This window comes from Myxococcus stipitatus DSM 14675, assembly GCF_000331735.1.
GTDB lineage: Bacteria > Myxococcota > Myxococcia > Myxococcales > Myxococcaceae > Myxococcus > Myxococcus stipitatus.
This window is the reverse complement of sequence record NC_020126.1, coordinates 1062425-1077347: the sequence shown is the minus strand read 5'-3', so window position 1 is coordinate 1077347 and position 14923 is coordinate 1062425. Positions and strand designations below refer to the sequence as shown.

Sequence of the window (14923 nt, the reverse complement as noted above, 5' to 3'; positions counted from 1 at the left end):
GCGGAGGACCAGGGCTTCAGGGAGCCGTGGCCACCTGGGGCTTCTTCCCCACGGCGGGCGCGGCCTGGAGCTTGTGCTCCCGCAGCCACGCCACTGTGTCGCGCAGCGTCTCCTCCAGCGGACGGAACGACGCGCCCAGCTCTCGACGGGCCTTCGTCGAGTCCACGCTCAGCTTCGCGTGCATGACCTGGACCCCCTCCACCGTCAGCGACGTCGCGCTTCCGGTCAGTCGCGCCCACGTCTGTCCCACCACCGCCAGGGCCAGCGCCAGCCCATGCGGCAGCGTCCGGCGCGGCCCCTTCACGCCCGACACCTGCTCGAGCGTCTGCGAGAGCGTCGCCAGGTCCACGAACTCGCCGCCCACCACATACCGCTCGCCCGCACGCCCCTGCTCCGCCGCGACCACCGTGGCCCGGGCCACGTCGCGCGCATCCACCAGCGCCGAGCCGCCATCCAGCAGCGCCGGCATCTTCCCCGCGAGGAAATCCAGCACGAACTGGCCCGCGGCCGTGGGGCCCGCGTCCCAGGGGCCGAACATCCACCCCGGCAGGATGTAGACGACCCCCAGCCCCGTGCGCGCGCTGAATTCGTTCAGCTCCCGCTCCGACTCCACCTTGCTCTTGAAGTACAGGTTGGCGGAGGCGACGGGCGCGGGCGGCGTGTGCTCATCTCCGGGCGAGCCGTCCGGCTTCGTCCCCACCGTCCCCGAGGAGCTGATGTCCACGAAGCGCTTCACCCCGCGCCGGTGGGCCTCCTCGGCCAGCTCCACCGTGGCCTTCACGTTGATGGCATACAGCTTCGGCCAGTGGTCGCCGGGCGCGTAGTATTCGCGGAAGTAGGCCGCCGTGTGGATGACCACGTCGCAGCCGTCCAACGCGGCCGCGAAGCCCTTCACCTCCAGCATGTCCCCTTCCACCACCTCCACTCCCTCCAGGCCCCCCAGCACCTGGCGCGCCTTCGACGCCGAGCGGGCCAGCGCCCGCACCGTGTGCCCCCCGGCCACCAGCGCCCGCACCACGTTGCTTCCCAACAGCCCCGTGCTTCCCGTCACGAATGCGCGCATCCCGTGTCTCCCATCAATATGAACACTGCTCAGATAAGAGTCCGTCTTAACAGTGTCAAGATTATCGGTGTGCCCGGAAGGGAGCAGGGGCGATGACGACCCGGGGCGTGAAGAAGAAGGCGGCGGCGCCGCGACGGCGGGCCTACCACCACGGCGACCTGCGTCAGGCCCTGGTGGACGCCACCCTGAAGCTCATCGAGGTGGAGGACGTGGGCGCGGTGTCGCTGCGCGAAGTCGCTCGGCGGGCGGGAGTCACGGCGGCGGCGCCCTACCACCACTTCCGGGACAAGGACGCGCTCCTGGCCGCCGTGGCGGAAGAAGGCTACCGGGACCTCAACCAGCGCATGGACGAGGCGCTGGCGAGCACCCGCCCCCCGCGCACGGACCTCCAACTGCGCGCACTGGCCCAGTGCTACGTGCGCTTCGCCGTGGAGCACCCCGCGCACTACCGCGTCATGTTCCGGCGCGAGTGGAGTGACGAAGAGAAGTACGCGGGCCTGCACACGGAGGGCATGCGCGCCTACGGGCGGCTCCAGGTGCTGGCGCAGGAGGCGAAGCAGGCCACGGGCGACAAGGTGGACATGGACACGCTGGCCTTCACCATCTGGGCCTGGGTGCACGGCCTGGCCGCGCTGTGGAACGAGGGGCCGCTGCGCAAGAAGTCCCGGAGTGACTCCATCGAGCCGCTGCTGGAGCGCTCCACGGACCTGTTCCTCGGATGGGTGATGGCGAAGTAGCTCCAGCGTCCAGCGAGGGAGGGGGTGCGCCATGGAAAGCGAGGTCCAGGTGAGGCGGGAGTCGGAGCCGGGGAAGCCCGCGCTCGCGGAGCCAACCCTTCCGCGTGAGGAGGCGCCCTCGTTCCGGCCCTGGCGCCTGAGTACGTGGCCGGCGCGACTGGGGCTGATGTCCCTCTGGGCCGTGGTGCTCTTCGTGGCCTTCCAGCCGGGGCTGCTCTCCAGCGACTCGCTCTACATGCTGTGGCAGGGGCGGACCGGGAACTACACGGACTGGCACTCCCCCTTCTCCTCCTTCCTGCTGGGGAAGGCCTTCGTGCTGACGGGCTCGACGTGGCCCGTGCTGGCCCTCCAGCTCCTGGGGTTGGCGCTGGGCCCGGTCCTGCTTCTCGGGCGGGTCTCCGGACGACGAGGGTGGAGCGCGCTCGGGCTGCTCGTCGTGTACTGCCTCCTCCCCAGCGTCTGGGCGGTGGGCGTGGCGCTCTGGAAGGATGTGCTCAACGCCGTGGCCTTGCTGGGCGCGGTGGTGCTGCTCACCCGCGGGCGCCCTGGATGGGCCTTCGTCTGCCTGCTCGCCGCGACGCTGACGCGGCACAACGCCATCTCCGCGAGCGCGCTGCTGGTGCCCATGGTGGTGGCCCGCGTGCCCGCGTTGATGAGGAGCCGGGGCCGCTCGGTCCTCGCCACGGGGATGCTCCTCGGGGTTCTCGCCTCCGCGCCCGGGCTCGTCGAGCGGGCCTCCGGCGCGACGAAGATGTGGGTCGGCGGCGCGCTGCTGGTGTTCGACGTGGTGGGGGTCTACGCGCACGAGCCCTCGGCGATGGAGGGCTCGCCGCTGGTGGAGCGCTGGCGGTGGGATGCCGCGCGCGTCCGCGCGATGTACGAGCCCCGGTCCGTCTCGCCGATTCTGTGGGGAGACACGGCGCGAGGCGCCATCTCCCCGGCGCAGGTCCTCGAGTCGAAGGAGGTCCTGACTCGCGAGTGGCTCCGCGTCGTGCGCGCCCATCCTGGGGCGTACCTGCGTCATCGCTGGGCGGCGTACCTCGCGAACCTCGGCCTCGCGTCATCCACCGACGGCTACTATCGGGACATCGGGACGTATCACCGCGAGATCGACACGAATGACCTGGGCCTGACGCTGCGGAAGCACACCGCGCTCCATCGACGGCTGGCCGCGCTGCGCGAGGCCTGGCCCGACGTCGTGGCCCGAGGGGCGCCATGGCTGGTGGTGGCGCTGGGGCTGACGGCCGTGGGCTGGCGGCGGCGCGCTCGGGATGGTGGGCTGATGTTCTGCGTGGCGGCCTCGGGAGCGAGCTACGCGCTGGCGTATCTCCCGGTCTGCGTGAGCGCCGAGTTCCGCTTCTACTACTGGACGGCCATCTCGGCGTTCGCCGCGAGCGCGCTGTGGCTGGCCGGGCCTGTCTCCCCCCGAGGGAGGAGTGAAGCCGTGAGCCCGAACGGGTAGCCGCTCGCTCGCCCAGCGGGAGGTTGCCTCGCGGAGGAGACGTCCCGACCTTTCAGGTCCATGACGGACTTCTCCCGCTTGCCCCTGCGCGGACGCAGGGGCGCATTCCATGTCGTCGTCGAGTCGCCGCGGGGCTCGACGGTGAAGCTCAAGTACGAGTCCTCGCTCGGCGCCTTCTCCCTGTCCCGGCCGCTTCCTCGCGGCATGCGCTATCCCTTCGACTGGGGCTTCGTTCCCATGACGAAGGGGCCGGATGGGGATCCACTCGACGCCATGGTGCTGTGGGATGAGGCCACCTGGCCTGGAGTCGTGCTGCCCTGCCGCGCGCTGGGGGTGCTCCAGGTGGACCAGAATCGCACGGGCGGGAAGCCCGACGAGCGGGAGCGGAATGACCGCATCCTCGCCGTGCCCATGGTGGCGCCTCGGTACGAGTTCCTGCGCACCTACGAGGATGTCTCGCAGCTCGAGCGCGAGGAGCTGGCGTACTTCTTCCTCGCCGCCGTGCACTTCGAGGACAAGGACGCACGCATCCTCGGCTGGGAGGGCCCCGAGGCCGTCGAGGCGATGTTGTCCTCCCAAGAGGGAGGTTAGCGACATGGCGCAACCCACGCCCGTTCGCGGCCTGAGCGCGGACAGCCAGCTCGGCCTGGCCGCGCGGCGCATCCTCGTCGCGAGGTTGGCGGACATCCGCAAGCCCGAGGCGAAGCTCTCCGACGCGTTCGACGACGAGGCCGTGCATGACATGCGCGTGGCCACGCGGCGGCTGCGTGCGGCGTTCCAGGTGTTCGAGCCGCTCGGTGGATGGGTTGCCCGAATGGAGCCGGAGGTGAAGCGGCTCCAGGACGCGCTGGGTGGAGTGAGGGACCTCCACGTGCAGTCGGCGTGGCTTCGGACAGTCGCGGCGAAGACTCGGAAGGAGACACCGGGGACACGGGCCGACATCACCGCGCTGGGCAAGACGTGGCTCGCGGGACTGGCGGACAACGAGACGCGGCTGCGGGAGGAGCTGGAGCGCTGGCGGTCTCGGACGCTCCCTCGCTTGCTGCGCAAGGTCGACGCGCTGGAGGACGACCACCGCTTCGTCGGGCGCCGCGTGAAGGAGCCCCTGGACTGGCGGGTGCGGCGGGTGCGCAAGCGCATGGAGGTGTACGCGGACTCGCCCGATGCGGCGTCGGCCCATGCGCTCCGCAAGGACTTGAAGAAGCTGCGCTATGAGCTGGAGATCTTCCAGCCGGCGCTGCGTCGCACCTTGGGGGCGCTGGTGAAGTTGTTCGCGCCGCTCCAGGAGGGGCTCGGCGAGCTGCATGACGCGGATGTGCGGCTCGAGATGTTCGAGCGGCTCGCGGCCCGAGGCAAACCTCGGGAGCGCAAGGCGGCCCGCGCGTTGCTGCCGCTCATCCGAGAGGGCCGAGCCAAGAGCTCCGCGGAGGTGGCCCGGGAGCTCCAGCGCTGGCACGCCGAGGCGATTCCCCGGCGGCTGCGTCAGGTGCTCGCGTAGCGGTCACCCATCGCAGTCCAGGGGACAGCTCTGGTGCGACTCGAAGCTGTCGCAGAGGCCATCTCCGCAGGACACGGCGGGGCCGTCACAGTCGAGCGGGCAGGTCGCGTGCGTCTCTCCTTCGTCGCAGACCCCATCGTTTCCACAGACGTCCGGCGTCGACGCGTCACAGTCCACCGGACAGACTTGATGCGATTCCGCGACTGTACAGAGGCCATCTCCGCAGAACGGGAGCGGAGCGTCACAGTCCTGGGGGCAGGACTGAGGTGATTCGCTGATGTCGCAGGTGCCGTCTCCGCAGAGCGGGTCGGGACCGTCGCAGTCGAGCGGGCAGGTCGCGTGCGTCTCTCCTTCGTCGCAGCGGCCGTCCTCTCCGCACGCTCGCCATGGCGGGCCTTCTTCGGAGAGGGCGCCGCGAGAAGAGACTTCCTCCTGAGCCTCCTGAGTGGGACCGCACCCCATGAGCACACCGCCGAGCCCCAGACATCCCAGGATGACCACCCATCGCCGATACATGTGCGCCTCCTCGTGTGGAGGCGGGACGTATCATGTGCGCGCGCCTGGGGCTCGGAACTGTTGTTACTGGGTGGCGACTACTGGGAGGGCTGCGTTTCTTGGGGGGACGCGTTGGTCCCGGTGGTGTCCTCCTGCGTCGTCGCCTCGAGGCGGACGGCGCGCCCCTGACCCGTGGTGGCGTCCGTGGTGTAGGCGGCACGGACCTGGGTGCCTTCCCGGATGTCCTCGGCGACGGAGCTGAAGCCGTTCAGCGTGACGTGAGTCTGCGGGTCCACGGACAATTGGAGCTGCGCTTCGCCACTCTGGCCGAGCAGCACTTCGTTCTCGCTCGCCTTCACCAGCTCGCCGACGAACTCCCGCACCGTGTTCTGCTGAGGCGTCTGGGTCTGCGTCTCGGAGGTCGTGCTGCCGCTCCCCTGTTGTGAGTCCGAGGAGAGGTACGGGAGCAGGGCCAGCGGTGACTGGAACCCTGGCTGGGTGAAGGTCCCGGAGGTTCCTGTTCCCCACTGGGTGGGCAGCTGCTCGGACGTCGAGGGGGTGGTGGCAAAGGGCTGTTGCGGAGGGACCTGTGTCCCTCGAGGCGTGGTGGCTCCCGTCGAGTCCGTGGGTGAGGAGGCGGTGTATGGCTGCTCCTGCCCACCCTGTTGCCAGGAGTCGAGCTGCTCCAGCGGAGAGAGCGCCTGTGGGGCGTCTTCCGTGGGCTGCCCCGTGCTGGAAGTCGAGGGTGACGAGGAGCCCGGCCACGACGGTGGCTCCGTCACGGTTGGCGCGGAGGCCACCTGTTGTTGCGACTGCATGTCCGTTGGCGAGGAGGCCACGGGCTGTTGCGATTCCGCTCCGGTGGGGGACGAGTCGGACTGCGAGGCTTGCTGACGAGCCCGTTGCTCCGCTCGCAGCGCGGCCTCGCGTTCAGCGCGAAGCTCGGCTTGTGTGTCCGCGTCGCGCTCCTCGTCGTCCGCGGAGGCGCTCGATTGCGACTGGGTGACTTGTTGCGACGCGTCCTCTGTCCCTGGCGGGGTTTCCTGCCCGGGCTGTCGCGGAGCTGTCTCGGGCGCCTGTGCGGCCTGGGCGGTGTCCTGCTGCTGTGCCGTCTCGGCTGACGGGCCCGACTCCGGGGATGGCTGCGCACTCTGCTGTGCCATTTCGGATGTCGGGGGAGTCTCGTCACCCTGGCTTGCCCGCGCGGACTGTTGCGCGGCCTCAGCGGCCTGCTGGCTCGCGCTCTTGGGCGGCTGATTGGCCTGTGCGCCTTGCGGCGAAGCACTCCCCACCTCCTGCGAGGACTCGGGAGACTGCGGTGCACCCGCCTGGGCTGAAGCTTCGGCCGATGGCTGCGGCGCTGTCCCTGGTTGCGCTCCCGCCCCAGTGGACTGCTGCCGTGCGGTCCCGGACTGCGCCGCTCCATCGGAGGCCTGCGGTTGCGCTGCGCCAGACTGTGCTGCTGCATCGGCGACCTGCTGCTTCGCCTCCGCTGGCTGCTTCGTCGCCCCAGTCGACGGCCGGTGCGCTTCACCTGACTGTCCTGTCGCCTCGGTGGCCTTCTGCTTCGCCCCTGCGGGCTGCTTCGTCGCCTCGGTGGCCTGCTGCTTCACCTCCGCTGGCTGCTTCGTCGCATCGGCGACCTGCTGCCTTGCCGCTGCTGGCTGCTCCGCCGCTTCGGTCGCTTGCTGTCCCGCTACGGCCGGCTGCTTCGCCGCTTCGGTCGCTTGCTGCCCCGCTACCGCCGGCTGCTTCGCCGCTTCGGTCGCTTGCTGTCCCGCTACGGCCGGCTGCTTCGCCGCTTCGGTCGCTTGCTGTCGCGCACTCGCTTGCTGCTGCTGGGCCTGGACGAGCTGTTGCTGCGCCTGGGCAACCTGCCGTGCGGCCGGGTCCTGGCCGGGCTCCTGCTGCTCGCGGGCCTGTGCCTCCTGCTCCCGCCGCGCCGCATCCCTTGAACTGTCCACTTGCTGCTGTTGCTCGTCCGGGGCCGCGGCCGGCGCCTTCGCGTCCTGGCCTCGCTCGCGGCAACCCGAGATGAGCAGCGCGGCGGTGGCCCCCGCCACCACCCATGCTCTCGTCCGAAATGTCATGAAGCCCCCTGTGGGTAGCCCTTCCGAACGAGAACAAGGGACGCCACCCGACCCCACCACCTCATTCACTCTCCGAGCGTTCGTGCCCCCGCCCGTCCTCCACCAGGCGGGCCCGCTCACGATGCCCTACCCTTTCCCGAGCTTTGGGGATAAGGGGCGCACCCCCATGCACGCCTGCGGACTCGACTTCGGAACCAGCAACACCGCGGCGGCCCTGCCCGACGGCACGGTGCTGTCCCTGCAACCCCACACCGCGGAGCCGCGCCTCTACCGCTCCGTCATGTTCTTCCCGGACGACGAGCGCGAAATCTACACAGGCGCCGACGCCATCAACCGCTACATGGAGGACAACACCGGACGCTTCATCCAGTCCGTGAAGTCCTTCCTCCACTCCTCCTCCTTCCGCGCCACCCAGGTGAAAGGCCGCACCTTCACCATCGAGGAACTGGTCGCCATCCTCCTGCGCCGCGTCCGCGAAGCCGCCGGTGTCCACCTGGGCACGCCCCCGGAAGCCGTCATCCTGGGCCGCCCCGCCGTCTTCACCCCGGACCCGGAAGCGGACGCGCTCGCCCAGAAGCGCCTCCACCGCGCCGCCGAGCTCGCCGGCTTCCAGCACATCGAGTTCCTCATCGAGCCCATCGCCGCCGCGCTCGCCTACGAGGCCCAGCTCCAGCGCGATGAGCTCGTCCTCGTCGCCGACTTCGGCGCCGGCACCACGGACCTCACGCTGATGCGCCTGGGCCCCTCGCACCGAGGCGCCAAGGACCGCCGCCCCGACGTCGTGGGCTCCACCGGTGTGCGCATCGGCGGTGACCGCTTCGACGCCGAAATCATGCGCCACAAGCTGCTGCCCCGCTTCGGCGCCGGCTCCACCTACCGGGTCCGAGGTCTCAGCGACAAGCGCCTGCCCATCCCCCAGCACGTCGTGGCCAAGCTGCTCTCCTGGCACGAGATGTCCTTCATCCGCGAGAAGTCCACGCAGGACCTGCTCGCGACCATGCTGGAGACCAGCGACAAGCAGGCCGAAATCCAGGCCCTGCACGACCTGGTGATGGACAACCTGGGCTACCGCCTCTTCCGAGCCATCGAGGCGGCCAAGGTCCGCCTGTCCCGCGAGGACGTGGCCACCGTGGACTTCGAGGAGGCGCGCATCAACCTCCACGAGCCCATCACCCGCCAGGAGTTCGAGGCGTTCAGCAAGCCGCTGCTCGACGAGCTGGAGCAGTGCACGGAAGGGCTGCTCTCGCGCCACCCGGAGGCCCAGAACATCGACGCGGTGTTCCTCACCGGTGGCTCCTCGCAGATTCCCGCCGTGCGACAGCTCTACGTGCGGCGCTTCGGCGAGGACCGCGTGCGCACCGCGGACGCCTTCACCTCCGTCGCCGAGGGCCTCGGTCGCGCCTCCGCCGCCTTGGGCTGAGGCGCGCCCACGCGCGCGTCAGAGCGCCCGAATCATGAAGGGAGCCTCGACGATCAGCAGCACTTCGCCGAGGACCTCTCCTTCCCGGAGGGCACGTCCCACCCGGAGGATGGCCTCGTCGAGCTTCGCGAAGTCGTTGACGTACTGGAAGGTCGAGAATCGCGCATGGCAGCCCCAGGAGCCCTGCCCCTCGAGAGGTTGGGTCTGCTCCATACCGGGTGAGTCGGCCGTGCGCGTCGGAGTGAGGACGATGATGCGCGATTCGTTCTCCTCCGGTTTGCACCAATCCACCGAGGAGCCCTCGTACCTCCCCATCCGGGACGAGTGCGTCCAGCGACTGGAAGCTCGGCGTCGTCAGGGACTGTCCCGTGTTCTCACAGAGCCACTCAGAGCCATCGAGGCAGTGCTCATACAGCCCCCCCCTGCTCCCTCATGAAGTCGTAGTCGAGCCCCACGACCTGGTTCGCCAGGAGGTCCTCCACGCGCGGGCGATGCGAACGCATGCCTCTCGGGCCGCCCTTCTGTTGTCGCGCCCCCTCGCCGTCTCCAGCTTCCGCCAGGAGAGCTGTTCGCGAGTCGACAGAGGGACTCAGGAGGCGGGACATTGGAGGGACATACCCAGCGGCCCCATGAAGGGCAGACCTGGCGCGGGTGGGTCCGTCACCAACTCTGGCTTCCGCCCATCGTCGGCGTCGTGGTCGGCGGCGTCCTGGGAGTCCTCCTCGTGCAGCCGACCTTCTTCCTCGGCCGGCTGCTGACCGGGGCCGCCTGGCAGGCCACCGCCACCGAGGCACGCAGCACCCTCTCCGCGGTGCTGGGCATCGCGCTCACCTCGCTCAGCATCATCCTGTCGCTGTCCATGCTCGTGGTGCAGAACGCCGCGGGGCAGTACTCACCTCGCCTGCTGCGGATGTATCTGCACAGCGCGGGCGTGCGCGTGGTCATCCCGGTGTTCGTCGGCACGAGCGTCTTCTGTCTCGTGGCGGCGCACGAGTTCGGCTTCATCTCCGAAGTCGAGCGCGCCCCGCGCCCCGCCCTCGCGCTGGCCATGGTGCTGCTCGTCCTCTGCGAAGGCTCGCTCATCTACTCGGTGTTCCAGACGTTCCAGCTCATGCGCGTGGAGAACCTGGTCCGAAGGGTGCGCGAGGACACGCTGGGCACCGCACGGACGCTCGAACGCTTCCGCGCCAACGACCTGCCCGAGCCACCTCCCGCGCGACCTCGCTCCGCGGCGGCAAGGGTGCTGCGCGTCCGACACCCGGGCTTCATCACGGCCATCGATGCCCCGGCGATTCTCGACGTGGCCACGGCGCGCAAGCTCGTCGTCCATGTGGAGCGAGCCATCGGCGAGCCCGTGACTCGGGATGAAGACGTGGGCTGGTTCGAGGCAGAGGCCGTCGCCTCCTCTCCGCCGCCCGAGATCGCCGACGAGGCCCTCGTGCTCCGCGCCATCCAACTGGACCGCTGGCGGGACGATGACCGGGACCTCGCCCTGGGCGTGCGTCAGTTGGTGGACGTGGCCATCAAGGCGCTGTCCCCGGGAATCAACGACCCCTACACCGCCGTGGAGGCCGTGGACCAACTCACGTTCCTGCTGTGCGAGCTGAGCCGGATGAAGCTGGGGCCTCGCGTGCTGGCGGATGCCTCCGGAACGCCTCGCGTGTTCCTGCACGGCCCCTCGCTCCGAGACCTGCTCGTCCTGGCCACCGACCAGATTCTTCGCTACGGCGTCGAGGAGCCCGCCGTGGTGCTCCGGCTCCTGCGACTGACGGCCGCCGTGGGCCAACGCCTGCACGAGGCGGAGGACCGGCGAGCCGCTCGCGAGCGGCTTCACGCCATCCTCGCTGTCTCGGAGAAGACACCGTCAGGTGCCTCGGGGCAGTCGCTCCTGCGCCGTCACGCGGAGGCCCTCGAGCAAGCGCTCGATGGCGGACCGTGGCCGCCCCTCCCCGCTATCGGCTTCTGAGCCACGTGGGGCGCCGCCACGTTGCGAGCCTCCCAGGGCGCGACCACCTTGGCCGAGGGAGCACAGGATGGCCGCGGAGTTCGGAAGTGGAGAGGTGCTCGTCCGGCTCCTGGTGGCGGGGGGCGCGGGACTCATCCTGGGGCTGCCCTATCGCAAGCGGCCGGGCGGCGTGCGGACGCACTACCTGGTGACGCTGGGCGCGGCGCTCTTCTGCACCTCCGGGGCGAACCTGACGAACGTTCCCTCGGAGACGCTGCGCATCATCCAGGGCGTGGCGTCCGGCATCGGCTTCGTCGGCGCGGCGAGTGTGCTCAAGAAGGGCAGCGCCATCTTCGGCATCACCACCGCCGCGTCCATCTGGATTGCGGCGGCGGTGGGCTGCGAGGCGGCGCTCGGCAATCCGCTGCTCGCCGCGTGTGTCGCGCCCGTCATCTCCCTGACGAGCTGGCTGGTGGGCCTGCTGGAGCATCGGGTGTTCCACCGCAAGCGCATCATGCGGACGTCACAAGAGCTTCGAGAGCTGCTCGGCGAGGAGAAGAAAGAAGACCCGAAGCGCTGACGCGGAGGGCGCCGACTCCACCCTCCGCGCCGCCGTCACACGAGGTCAGGCATGGCTCTGCTGGAGGCGGTGGATGGCCTTCTCCACCTCCTTGGCGAAGGCCATCACCTGGTCACCGACCTCCGACTTCCCTTGCTTCTGGGCCTCCTGCATCTTCTGCCGCACCTGGTCCTTGATGGGGCCGATGCTGAGACTGCCGGGCGCCTGGCTCGGGACGAAGTCGAGGAGACTCTGGGCGAACTTCTTCACCAGCATCTGAGCGGGGACGAAGAGGAACATCCGCTCGCCGTACCAGCGTGTGTAGAGGCCGGAGTAGAGCGACTCCTCGAACGGGTCCGAGCGGAGGTTGATGAGGTAGGGCCACGCGGGGTCGAAGCGCTTGCCGCTGAACCACATGTCCGGCCCGTGGCCATCCTGGTAGGCGAAGATGACCTTCCAGTCGTCGTAGCGGACCGCCGCGATGTTGCCGCTGTCGAGCACGTAGACGAACTCGTGCCGCTGACCGGGCTCCTTGCCGGACAGCAGTCCGCGCTGGTCATACCCGTCCAGGTGGACGCGGAACTTCTTCCCGCTCGCGCTGTAGCCCTGCTTGCACTTCTCCACCAGGTCCGTGGGCCCGCCCGCCGCGGCGACGAGCGTGGGCATCCAGTCTTCATGCGCGAAGAGGTCGTTGATGACCGTGCCCGGCTCGATGACGCCGGGCCAGCGCACGACGCAGGGCACTCGCACGCCGCCTTCCCAGGTGGAGCCCTTCTCGCCTCGGAAGGGTGCGTTGCCGCCGTCCGGCCAGCTCATCTTCTCCACGCCGTTGTCGGTGGAGAACACGACGATGGTGTTGTCCGCGATGCCCAGCTCGTCGAGCTTCGCGAGCAGCGTGCCCACGATGTCGTCCAGCTCCGTCATCGCGTCCGCGTAGAGCCCCTTGCCCGTCTTGTTGCGATACTTCTCCTGCAAGAAGGTCCAGACGTGGGTGCGCGTGGTGTTGTGCCAGATGAAGAAGGGCTTGTCCGACTTCACCGCCTGCTCCATGAAGGCCAGCGACGAGGCGAGGAACTCCTCGTCCACGGTCTCCATGCGCTTCTTGGTGAGCGGGCCGGTGTCGACGACCTTCTGCTTGCCCACGCGGCCCCAGCGGTGTTCCTCGGTCGGGTCGTCGCGGTCGGTGGCCCAGGAGTGGAGCACGCCGCGCGGGCCGAAGTGGTCCTTGAACGCGGGGTCCTTGGGGTAGTCAGGGCACTCGGGTTCGTTCTCGGCATTGAGGTGGTAGAGGTTGCCGTGGAACTCGTCGAAGCCGTGCACGGTGGGCAGGTAGCGGTTCGAGTCGCCCAGGTGGTTCTTTCCGAACTGTCCGCACGTGTAGCCCAGGGGCTTGAGCATCTCGGCGATGGTGGGGTCGGAGTCCTGGAGGCCGTAGTCGGCGCCGGGCATGCCGATGGTCGTCAAGCCGGTGCGCAGGGGGTTCATGCCGGTGATGAAGGCCGCTCGGCCGGCGGTGCAGCTCTGTTGGCCGTAGCAGTCCGTCATCAGCGCGCCTTGCTTGGCGATGCGGTCGATGTTGGGCGTGCGATAGCCCATCATCCCCTGGTTGTACGCGCTGATGTTCCACAGCCCGATGTCATCGCCCCAGATGACGAGGATGTTCGGCTTCCGTCCTGGCTGCTTGTCGCCGTGGCCGTTGCCGCTGTGGCCGTTGCCGTTGCCCTTGGATTTGCCGTTGGTCGCCATGCGCGCGCTCCCCAAGCCCCTCGAGTGATGGTGTCGCCGAGGGGAAGGTGCGAAGGGCGCTTGTCGGGAGTCAGTGGTTCCTGGGGAGGGGGTGCCGGGCTGCCGAGAGGTCGGGCCTCCGTGTCGGGCTGCAACAGAGTGGGCGTTACGAGATGACGCATGTGGGCCCTGGCGCGTCTGGCTCCAGGGATGAAGTCACGGGGACCCGACTGGCGGTCCTCGCGGCCATCGAGGAAGTCACCGCCTCGATGAATGACTCGGGGGACGTGCTCTCCAGGTTGGCGGCTCAGCCGTCAGCGTTTGGAGGACGAGGACTCACGGGTGTGTTCACGCGCTACCTCGACCATGGAGTGGACCAGTCGAGATGGCTTCGTGGTGCTTTGAGCGGCGCGACCACGCTGACGGACGTGGCCTCGGCGGTGGATGACGCCGACATGGAGCAGGGACTGCTTCGCATGACGGGCCCCAGACTCCAGGCGGCCCTGTTCGGGAGCCTGTTGCTCACCACCTGGGCCGACTTCCTTCAGCTCGGCGATGCAGTGCTTCGCCAGTGCCCCACGTGCGGCTCCGAGAAGCTGTTCGCGGACCTGCATCGCGTCCAAGGGCTGATGAAGCCCGCGCTGGCGGAGCTCGCGTCGCTGGACCCGGAGCGAGTCGAGGCCGCCGCGACCGCGATGCCCGAGCTGATGGGGACGTTGACCCGTGAGTTCGCCACCATCAGCGCAGAGGCTCGCTCCGCCATGCAGGTCGGGGCGAAGGTCGTCGCGGCGGCGCAGTTACTGGAGCTGGTCGCCATGGTCTCCACGTTGAAGATGTCCTTGCCGAGGCTGCCTCCCGCCGCCCCCGCGACAGTGGGGGTCGGGTTCGTGATGAGCTCGGGTGGAGTCATGACGGGCTCGCGGCTCGTGGTCTCCGCCGAGTGGGTGGAGATGATGCGCAGGCTCGTGCAGGCGGGCGTCCTCTCCGTTCCCGTCGTCAGCGCGGCCATCCGCATCCAGGGAGGACAGGTGCTGATGGCCCAGGCCCATCAGGACCTGCCCAAGGGGGTGCGCGATGCCCTCGGAGACAGTCCCGAGGTGCGGGGCATGCACGTGACAGGCAAGGCGGGAGCGGGCATGGCCGAGGCTCCCAAGCACCACGTCCTGCCCAAGGAGCATCGCGAGTGGTTCGAGCAGCGCGGCTTCACGGGTGCCATGGACATCGACCAGTTCTGCGTGAAACTGGAAAAGTCGCACCATGAAGCCATTCACGGTGGCGGGAACTGGAAGCTGGGGCGCCTGTGGCCCGGTGAATGGAACCAGACCATCATGAGGATCCTGCGCGAGGCCGAGGTCGAACTTGGCCAGAGGTTGACGCGCAATCAGGTGCTGGACATCGTCGGCCAGCGGATGAAACTCAACGACATCCCACTCACATTCACCAAAGGGAGGAGTCGATGACCGACGGGCGTTCGTGGCGAGGGAATTGGAAGGCGCGTGTGGCGGAGCGCGTCCGCGAGCGAGGCTATGACTCCGTCACCGCATTCGCGGAAGCACGACCCACCGCAACATTGGTGGCCTTGGCGGAGGAGCTCGGCCCGGACGATGTCGCCGGCGTCCAGATCTACGACGGGCTCGTAGAAGAAGCCGTGCGGAGCCACCAGGTCACTCGGCTGGCACGTGGGCAGCTCGTGCGCGAGCTGTGGGACTGCCTCCCCGATGGCTGGCCCGCGGTCATGGACGACGACAACCGGTTCAACGTCGCCAAGGCACTGGCAATGTGGTCGGAAGTCCTCCCTGATACACATCGGGAGCAGGCCGTGCGGGCCAAGGATGTGCTCCGTGCCAATCCTCCACCCGCGGGCTGGCTCCCCCTCGGCCCCGACGACGAGCTGCTCCGCATGCTCCTCCCGGACGAAGAAGCCTGAGC

At 69.1% G+C, this 14923-nt stretch carries 14 protein-coding genes; 10 read left to right on the top strand and 4 right to left on the bottom strand.

The features are described from left to right. Positions 1–16: 16 nt before the first annotated feature. Positions 17–1063 (bottom strand): SDR family oxidoreductase, encoded by a 1047-nt coding sequence (locus tag MYSTI_RS04345; protein WP_015346482.1) that lies wholly within the window; start codon positions 1061–1063, stop codon positions 17–19. 92 nt (positions 1064–1155) lie between these two features. On the opposite strand from MYSTI_RS04345, the gene MYSTI_RS04340 reads away from it, so the two are divergent. Genes MYSTI_RS04340 through MYSTI_RS04325 form a run of 4 tightly spaced genes read left to right on the top strand, consistent with a single transcriptional unit; the run spans position 1156 to position 4760 of the window. Then, positions 1156–1800 carry a TetR/AcrR family transcriptional regulator gene (locus MYSTI_RS04340; protein ID WP_015346481.1) on the top strand — a complete coding sequence of 215 codons (645 nt, stop codon included), beginning with the start codon at positions 1156–1158 and terminating at the stop codon, positions 1798–1800. A 31-nt stretch (positions 1801–1831) separates the two neighbouring features. After that, positions 1832–3262 carry a hypothetical protein gene (locus MYSTI_RS04335; RefSeq protein ID WP_015346480.1) on the top strand — a complete coding sequence of 477 codons (1431 nt, stop codon included), beginning with the start codon at positions 1832–1834 and terminating at the stop codon, positions 3260–3262. A 60-nt stretch (positions 3263–3322) separates the two neighbouring features. After that, positions 3323–3853: an inorganic diphosphatase gene (locus tag MYSTI_RS04330; RefSeq protein WP_015346479.1), complete on the top strand. Its 531-nt coding sequence runs from the start codon at positions 3323–3325 to the stop codon at positions 3851–3853. Between the two features lie 4 nt (positions 3854–3857). After that, complete coding sequence (locus MYSTI_RS04325) at positions 3858–4760, top strand: CHAD domain-containing protein (protein WP_015346478.1); 903 nt, start codon at positions 3858–3860, stop codon at positions 4758–4760. A gap of 593 nt (positions 4761–5353) precedes the next feature. Here the strand turns inward: MYSTI_RS04325 and MYSTI_RS40450 are convergent. After that, positions 5354–6094, bottom strand: a complete 741-nt coding sequence (locus MYSTI_RS40450; RefSeq protein WP_144369988.1) for a hypothetical protein — start codon at positions 6092–6094, stop codon at positions 5354–5356. A gap of 846 nt (positions 6095–6940) precedes the next feature. On the opposite strand from MYSTI_RS40450, the gene MYSTI_RS40440 reads away from it, so the two are divergent. Together MYSTI_RS40440 and MYSTI_RS04305 are read left to right on the top strand one after the other, a co-directional pair. Then, a complete protein-coding gene (locus MYSTI_RS40440) occupies positions 6941–7210 on the top strand; it encodes a hypothetical protein (protein WP_052350895.1) in 270 nt (89 codons plus the stop codon). A gap of 301 nt (positions 7211–7511) precedes the next feature. After that, complete coding sequence (locus tag MYSTI_RS04305) at positions 7512–8765, top strand: Hsp70 family protein (RefSeq protein WP_044278729.1); 1254 nt, start codon at positions 7512–7514, stop codon at positions 8763–8765. 18 nt (positions 8766–8783) lie between these two features. Here MYSTI_RS04305 and MYSTI_RS04300 read toward each other — a convergent pair whose 3' ends face one another. Next, complete coding sequence (locus tag MYSTI_RS04300; RefSeq protein ID WP_144369987.1) at positions 8784–9056, bottom strand: hypothetical protein; 273 nt, start codon at positions 9054–9056, stop codon at positions 8784–8786. A 313-nt stretch (positions 9057–9369) separates the two neighbouring features. Between MYSTI_RS04300 and MYSTI_RS04295 the strand changes: the two genes are divergently transcribed. Beyond that, a complete protein-coding gene (locus MYSTI_RS04295; RefSeq protein WP_015346474.1) occupies positions 9370–10731 on the top strand; it encodes a DUF2254 domain-containing protein in 1362 nt (453 codons plus the stop codon). 67 nt (positions 10732–10798) lie between these two features. Beyond that, positions 10799–11290 carry an MgtC/SapB family protein gene (locus MYSTI_RS04290; protein WP_015346473.1) on the top strand — a complete coding sequence of 164 codons (492 nt, stop codon included), beginning with the start codon at positions 10799–10801 and terminating at the stop codon, positions 11288–11290. A 45-nt stretch (positions 11291–11335) separates the two neighbouring features. Here the strand turns inward: MYSTI_RS04290 and MYSTI_RS04285 are convergent, their stop codons facing one another. Then, positions 11336–13015 carry an arylsulfatase gene (locus MYSTI_RS04285; protein ID WP_015346472.1) on the bottom strand — a complete coding sequence of 560 codons (1680 nt, stop codon included), beginning with the start codon at positions 13013–13015 and terminating at the stop codon, positions 11336–11338. Positions 13016–13167: 152 nt separating this feature from the next. Between MYSTI_RS04285 and MYSTI_RS04280 the strand changes: the two genes are divergently transcribed. Both MYSTI_RS04280 and MYSTI_RS04275 read left to right on the top strand, forming a co-directional pair. Continuing rightward, positions 13168–14454 (top strand): DUF2380 domain-containing protein, encoded by a 1287-nt coding sequence (locus tag MYSTI_RS04280; RefSeq protein ID WP_015346471.1) that lies wholly within the window; start codon positions 13168–13170, stop codon positions 14452–14454. Beyond that, positions 14451–14921 carry a hypothetical protein gene (locus tag MYSTI_RS04275; protein ID WP_015346470.1) on the top strand — a complete coding sequence of 157 codons (471 nt, stop codon included), beginning with the start codon at positions 14451–14453 and terminating at the stop codon, positions 14919–14921. Before MYSTI_RS04280 ends, MYSTI_RS04275 begins: the two co-directional genes overlap by 4 nt. Positions 14922–14923: the final 2 nt, after the last annotated feature.

Excerpts from the sequence above, each read along its gene's own strand:
- MYSTI_RS04345 (WP_015346482.1), bottom strand. The coding sequence starts at position 1,063 with ATGCGCGCATTCGTGACGGGAAGCACGGGGCTGTTGGGAAGCAACGTG.
- MYSTI_RS04340 (WP_015346481.1), top strand. The coding sequence starts at position 1,156 with ATGACGACCCGGGGCGTGAAGAAGAAGGCGGCGGCGCCGCGACGGCGG.
- MYSTI_RS04335 (WP_015346480.1), top strand. The coding sequence starts at position 1,832 with ATGGAAAGCGAGGTCCAGGTGAGGCGGGAGTCGGAGCCGGGGAAGCCC.
- MYSTI_RS04330 (WP_015346479.1), top strand. The coding sequence starts at position 3,323 with ATGACGGACTTCTCCCGCTTGCCCCTGCGCGGACGCAGGGGCGCATTC.
- MYSTI_RS04325 (WP_015346478.1), top strand. The coding sequence starts at position 3,858 with ATGGCGCAACCCACGCCCGTTCGCGGCCTGAGCGCGGACAGCCAGCTC.
- MYSTI_RS04305 (WP_044278729.1), top strand. The coding sequence starts at position 7,512 with ATGCACGCCTGCGGACTCGACTTCGGAACCAGCAACACCGCGGCGGCC.
- MYSTI_RS04290 (WP_015346473.1), top strand. The coding sequence starts at position 10,799 with ATGGCCGCGGAGTTCGGAAGTGGAGAGGTGCTCGTCCGGCTCCTGGTG.
- MYSTI_RS04285 (WP_015346472.1), bottom strand. The coding sequence starts at position 13,015 with ATGGCGACCAACGGCAAATCCAAGGGCAACGGCAACGGCCACAGCGGC.
- MYSTI_RS04280 (WP_015346471.1), top strand. The coding sequence starts at position 13,168 with ATGACGCATGTGGGCCCTGGCGCGTCTGGCTCCAGGGATGAAGTCACG.
- MYSTI_RS04275 (WP_015346470.1), top strand. The coding sequence starts at position 14,451 with ATGACCGACGGGCGTTCGTGGCGAGGGAATTGGAAGGCGCGTGTGGCG.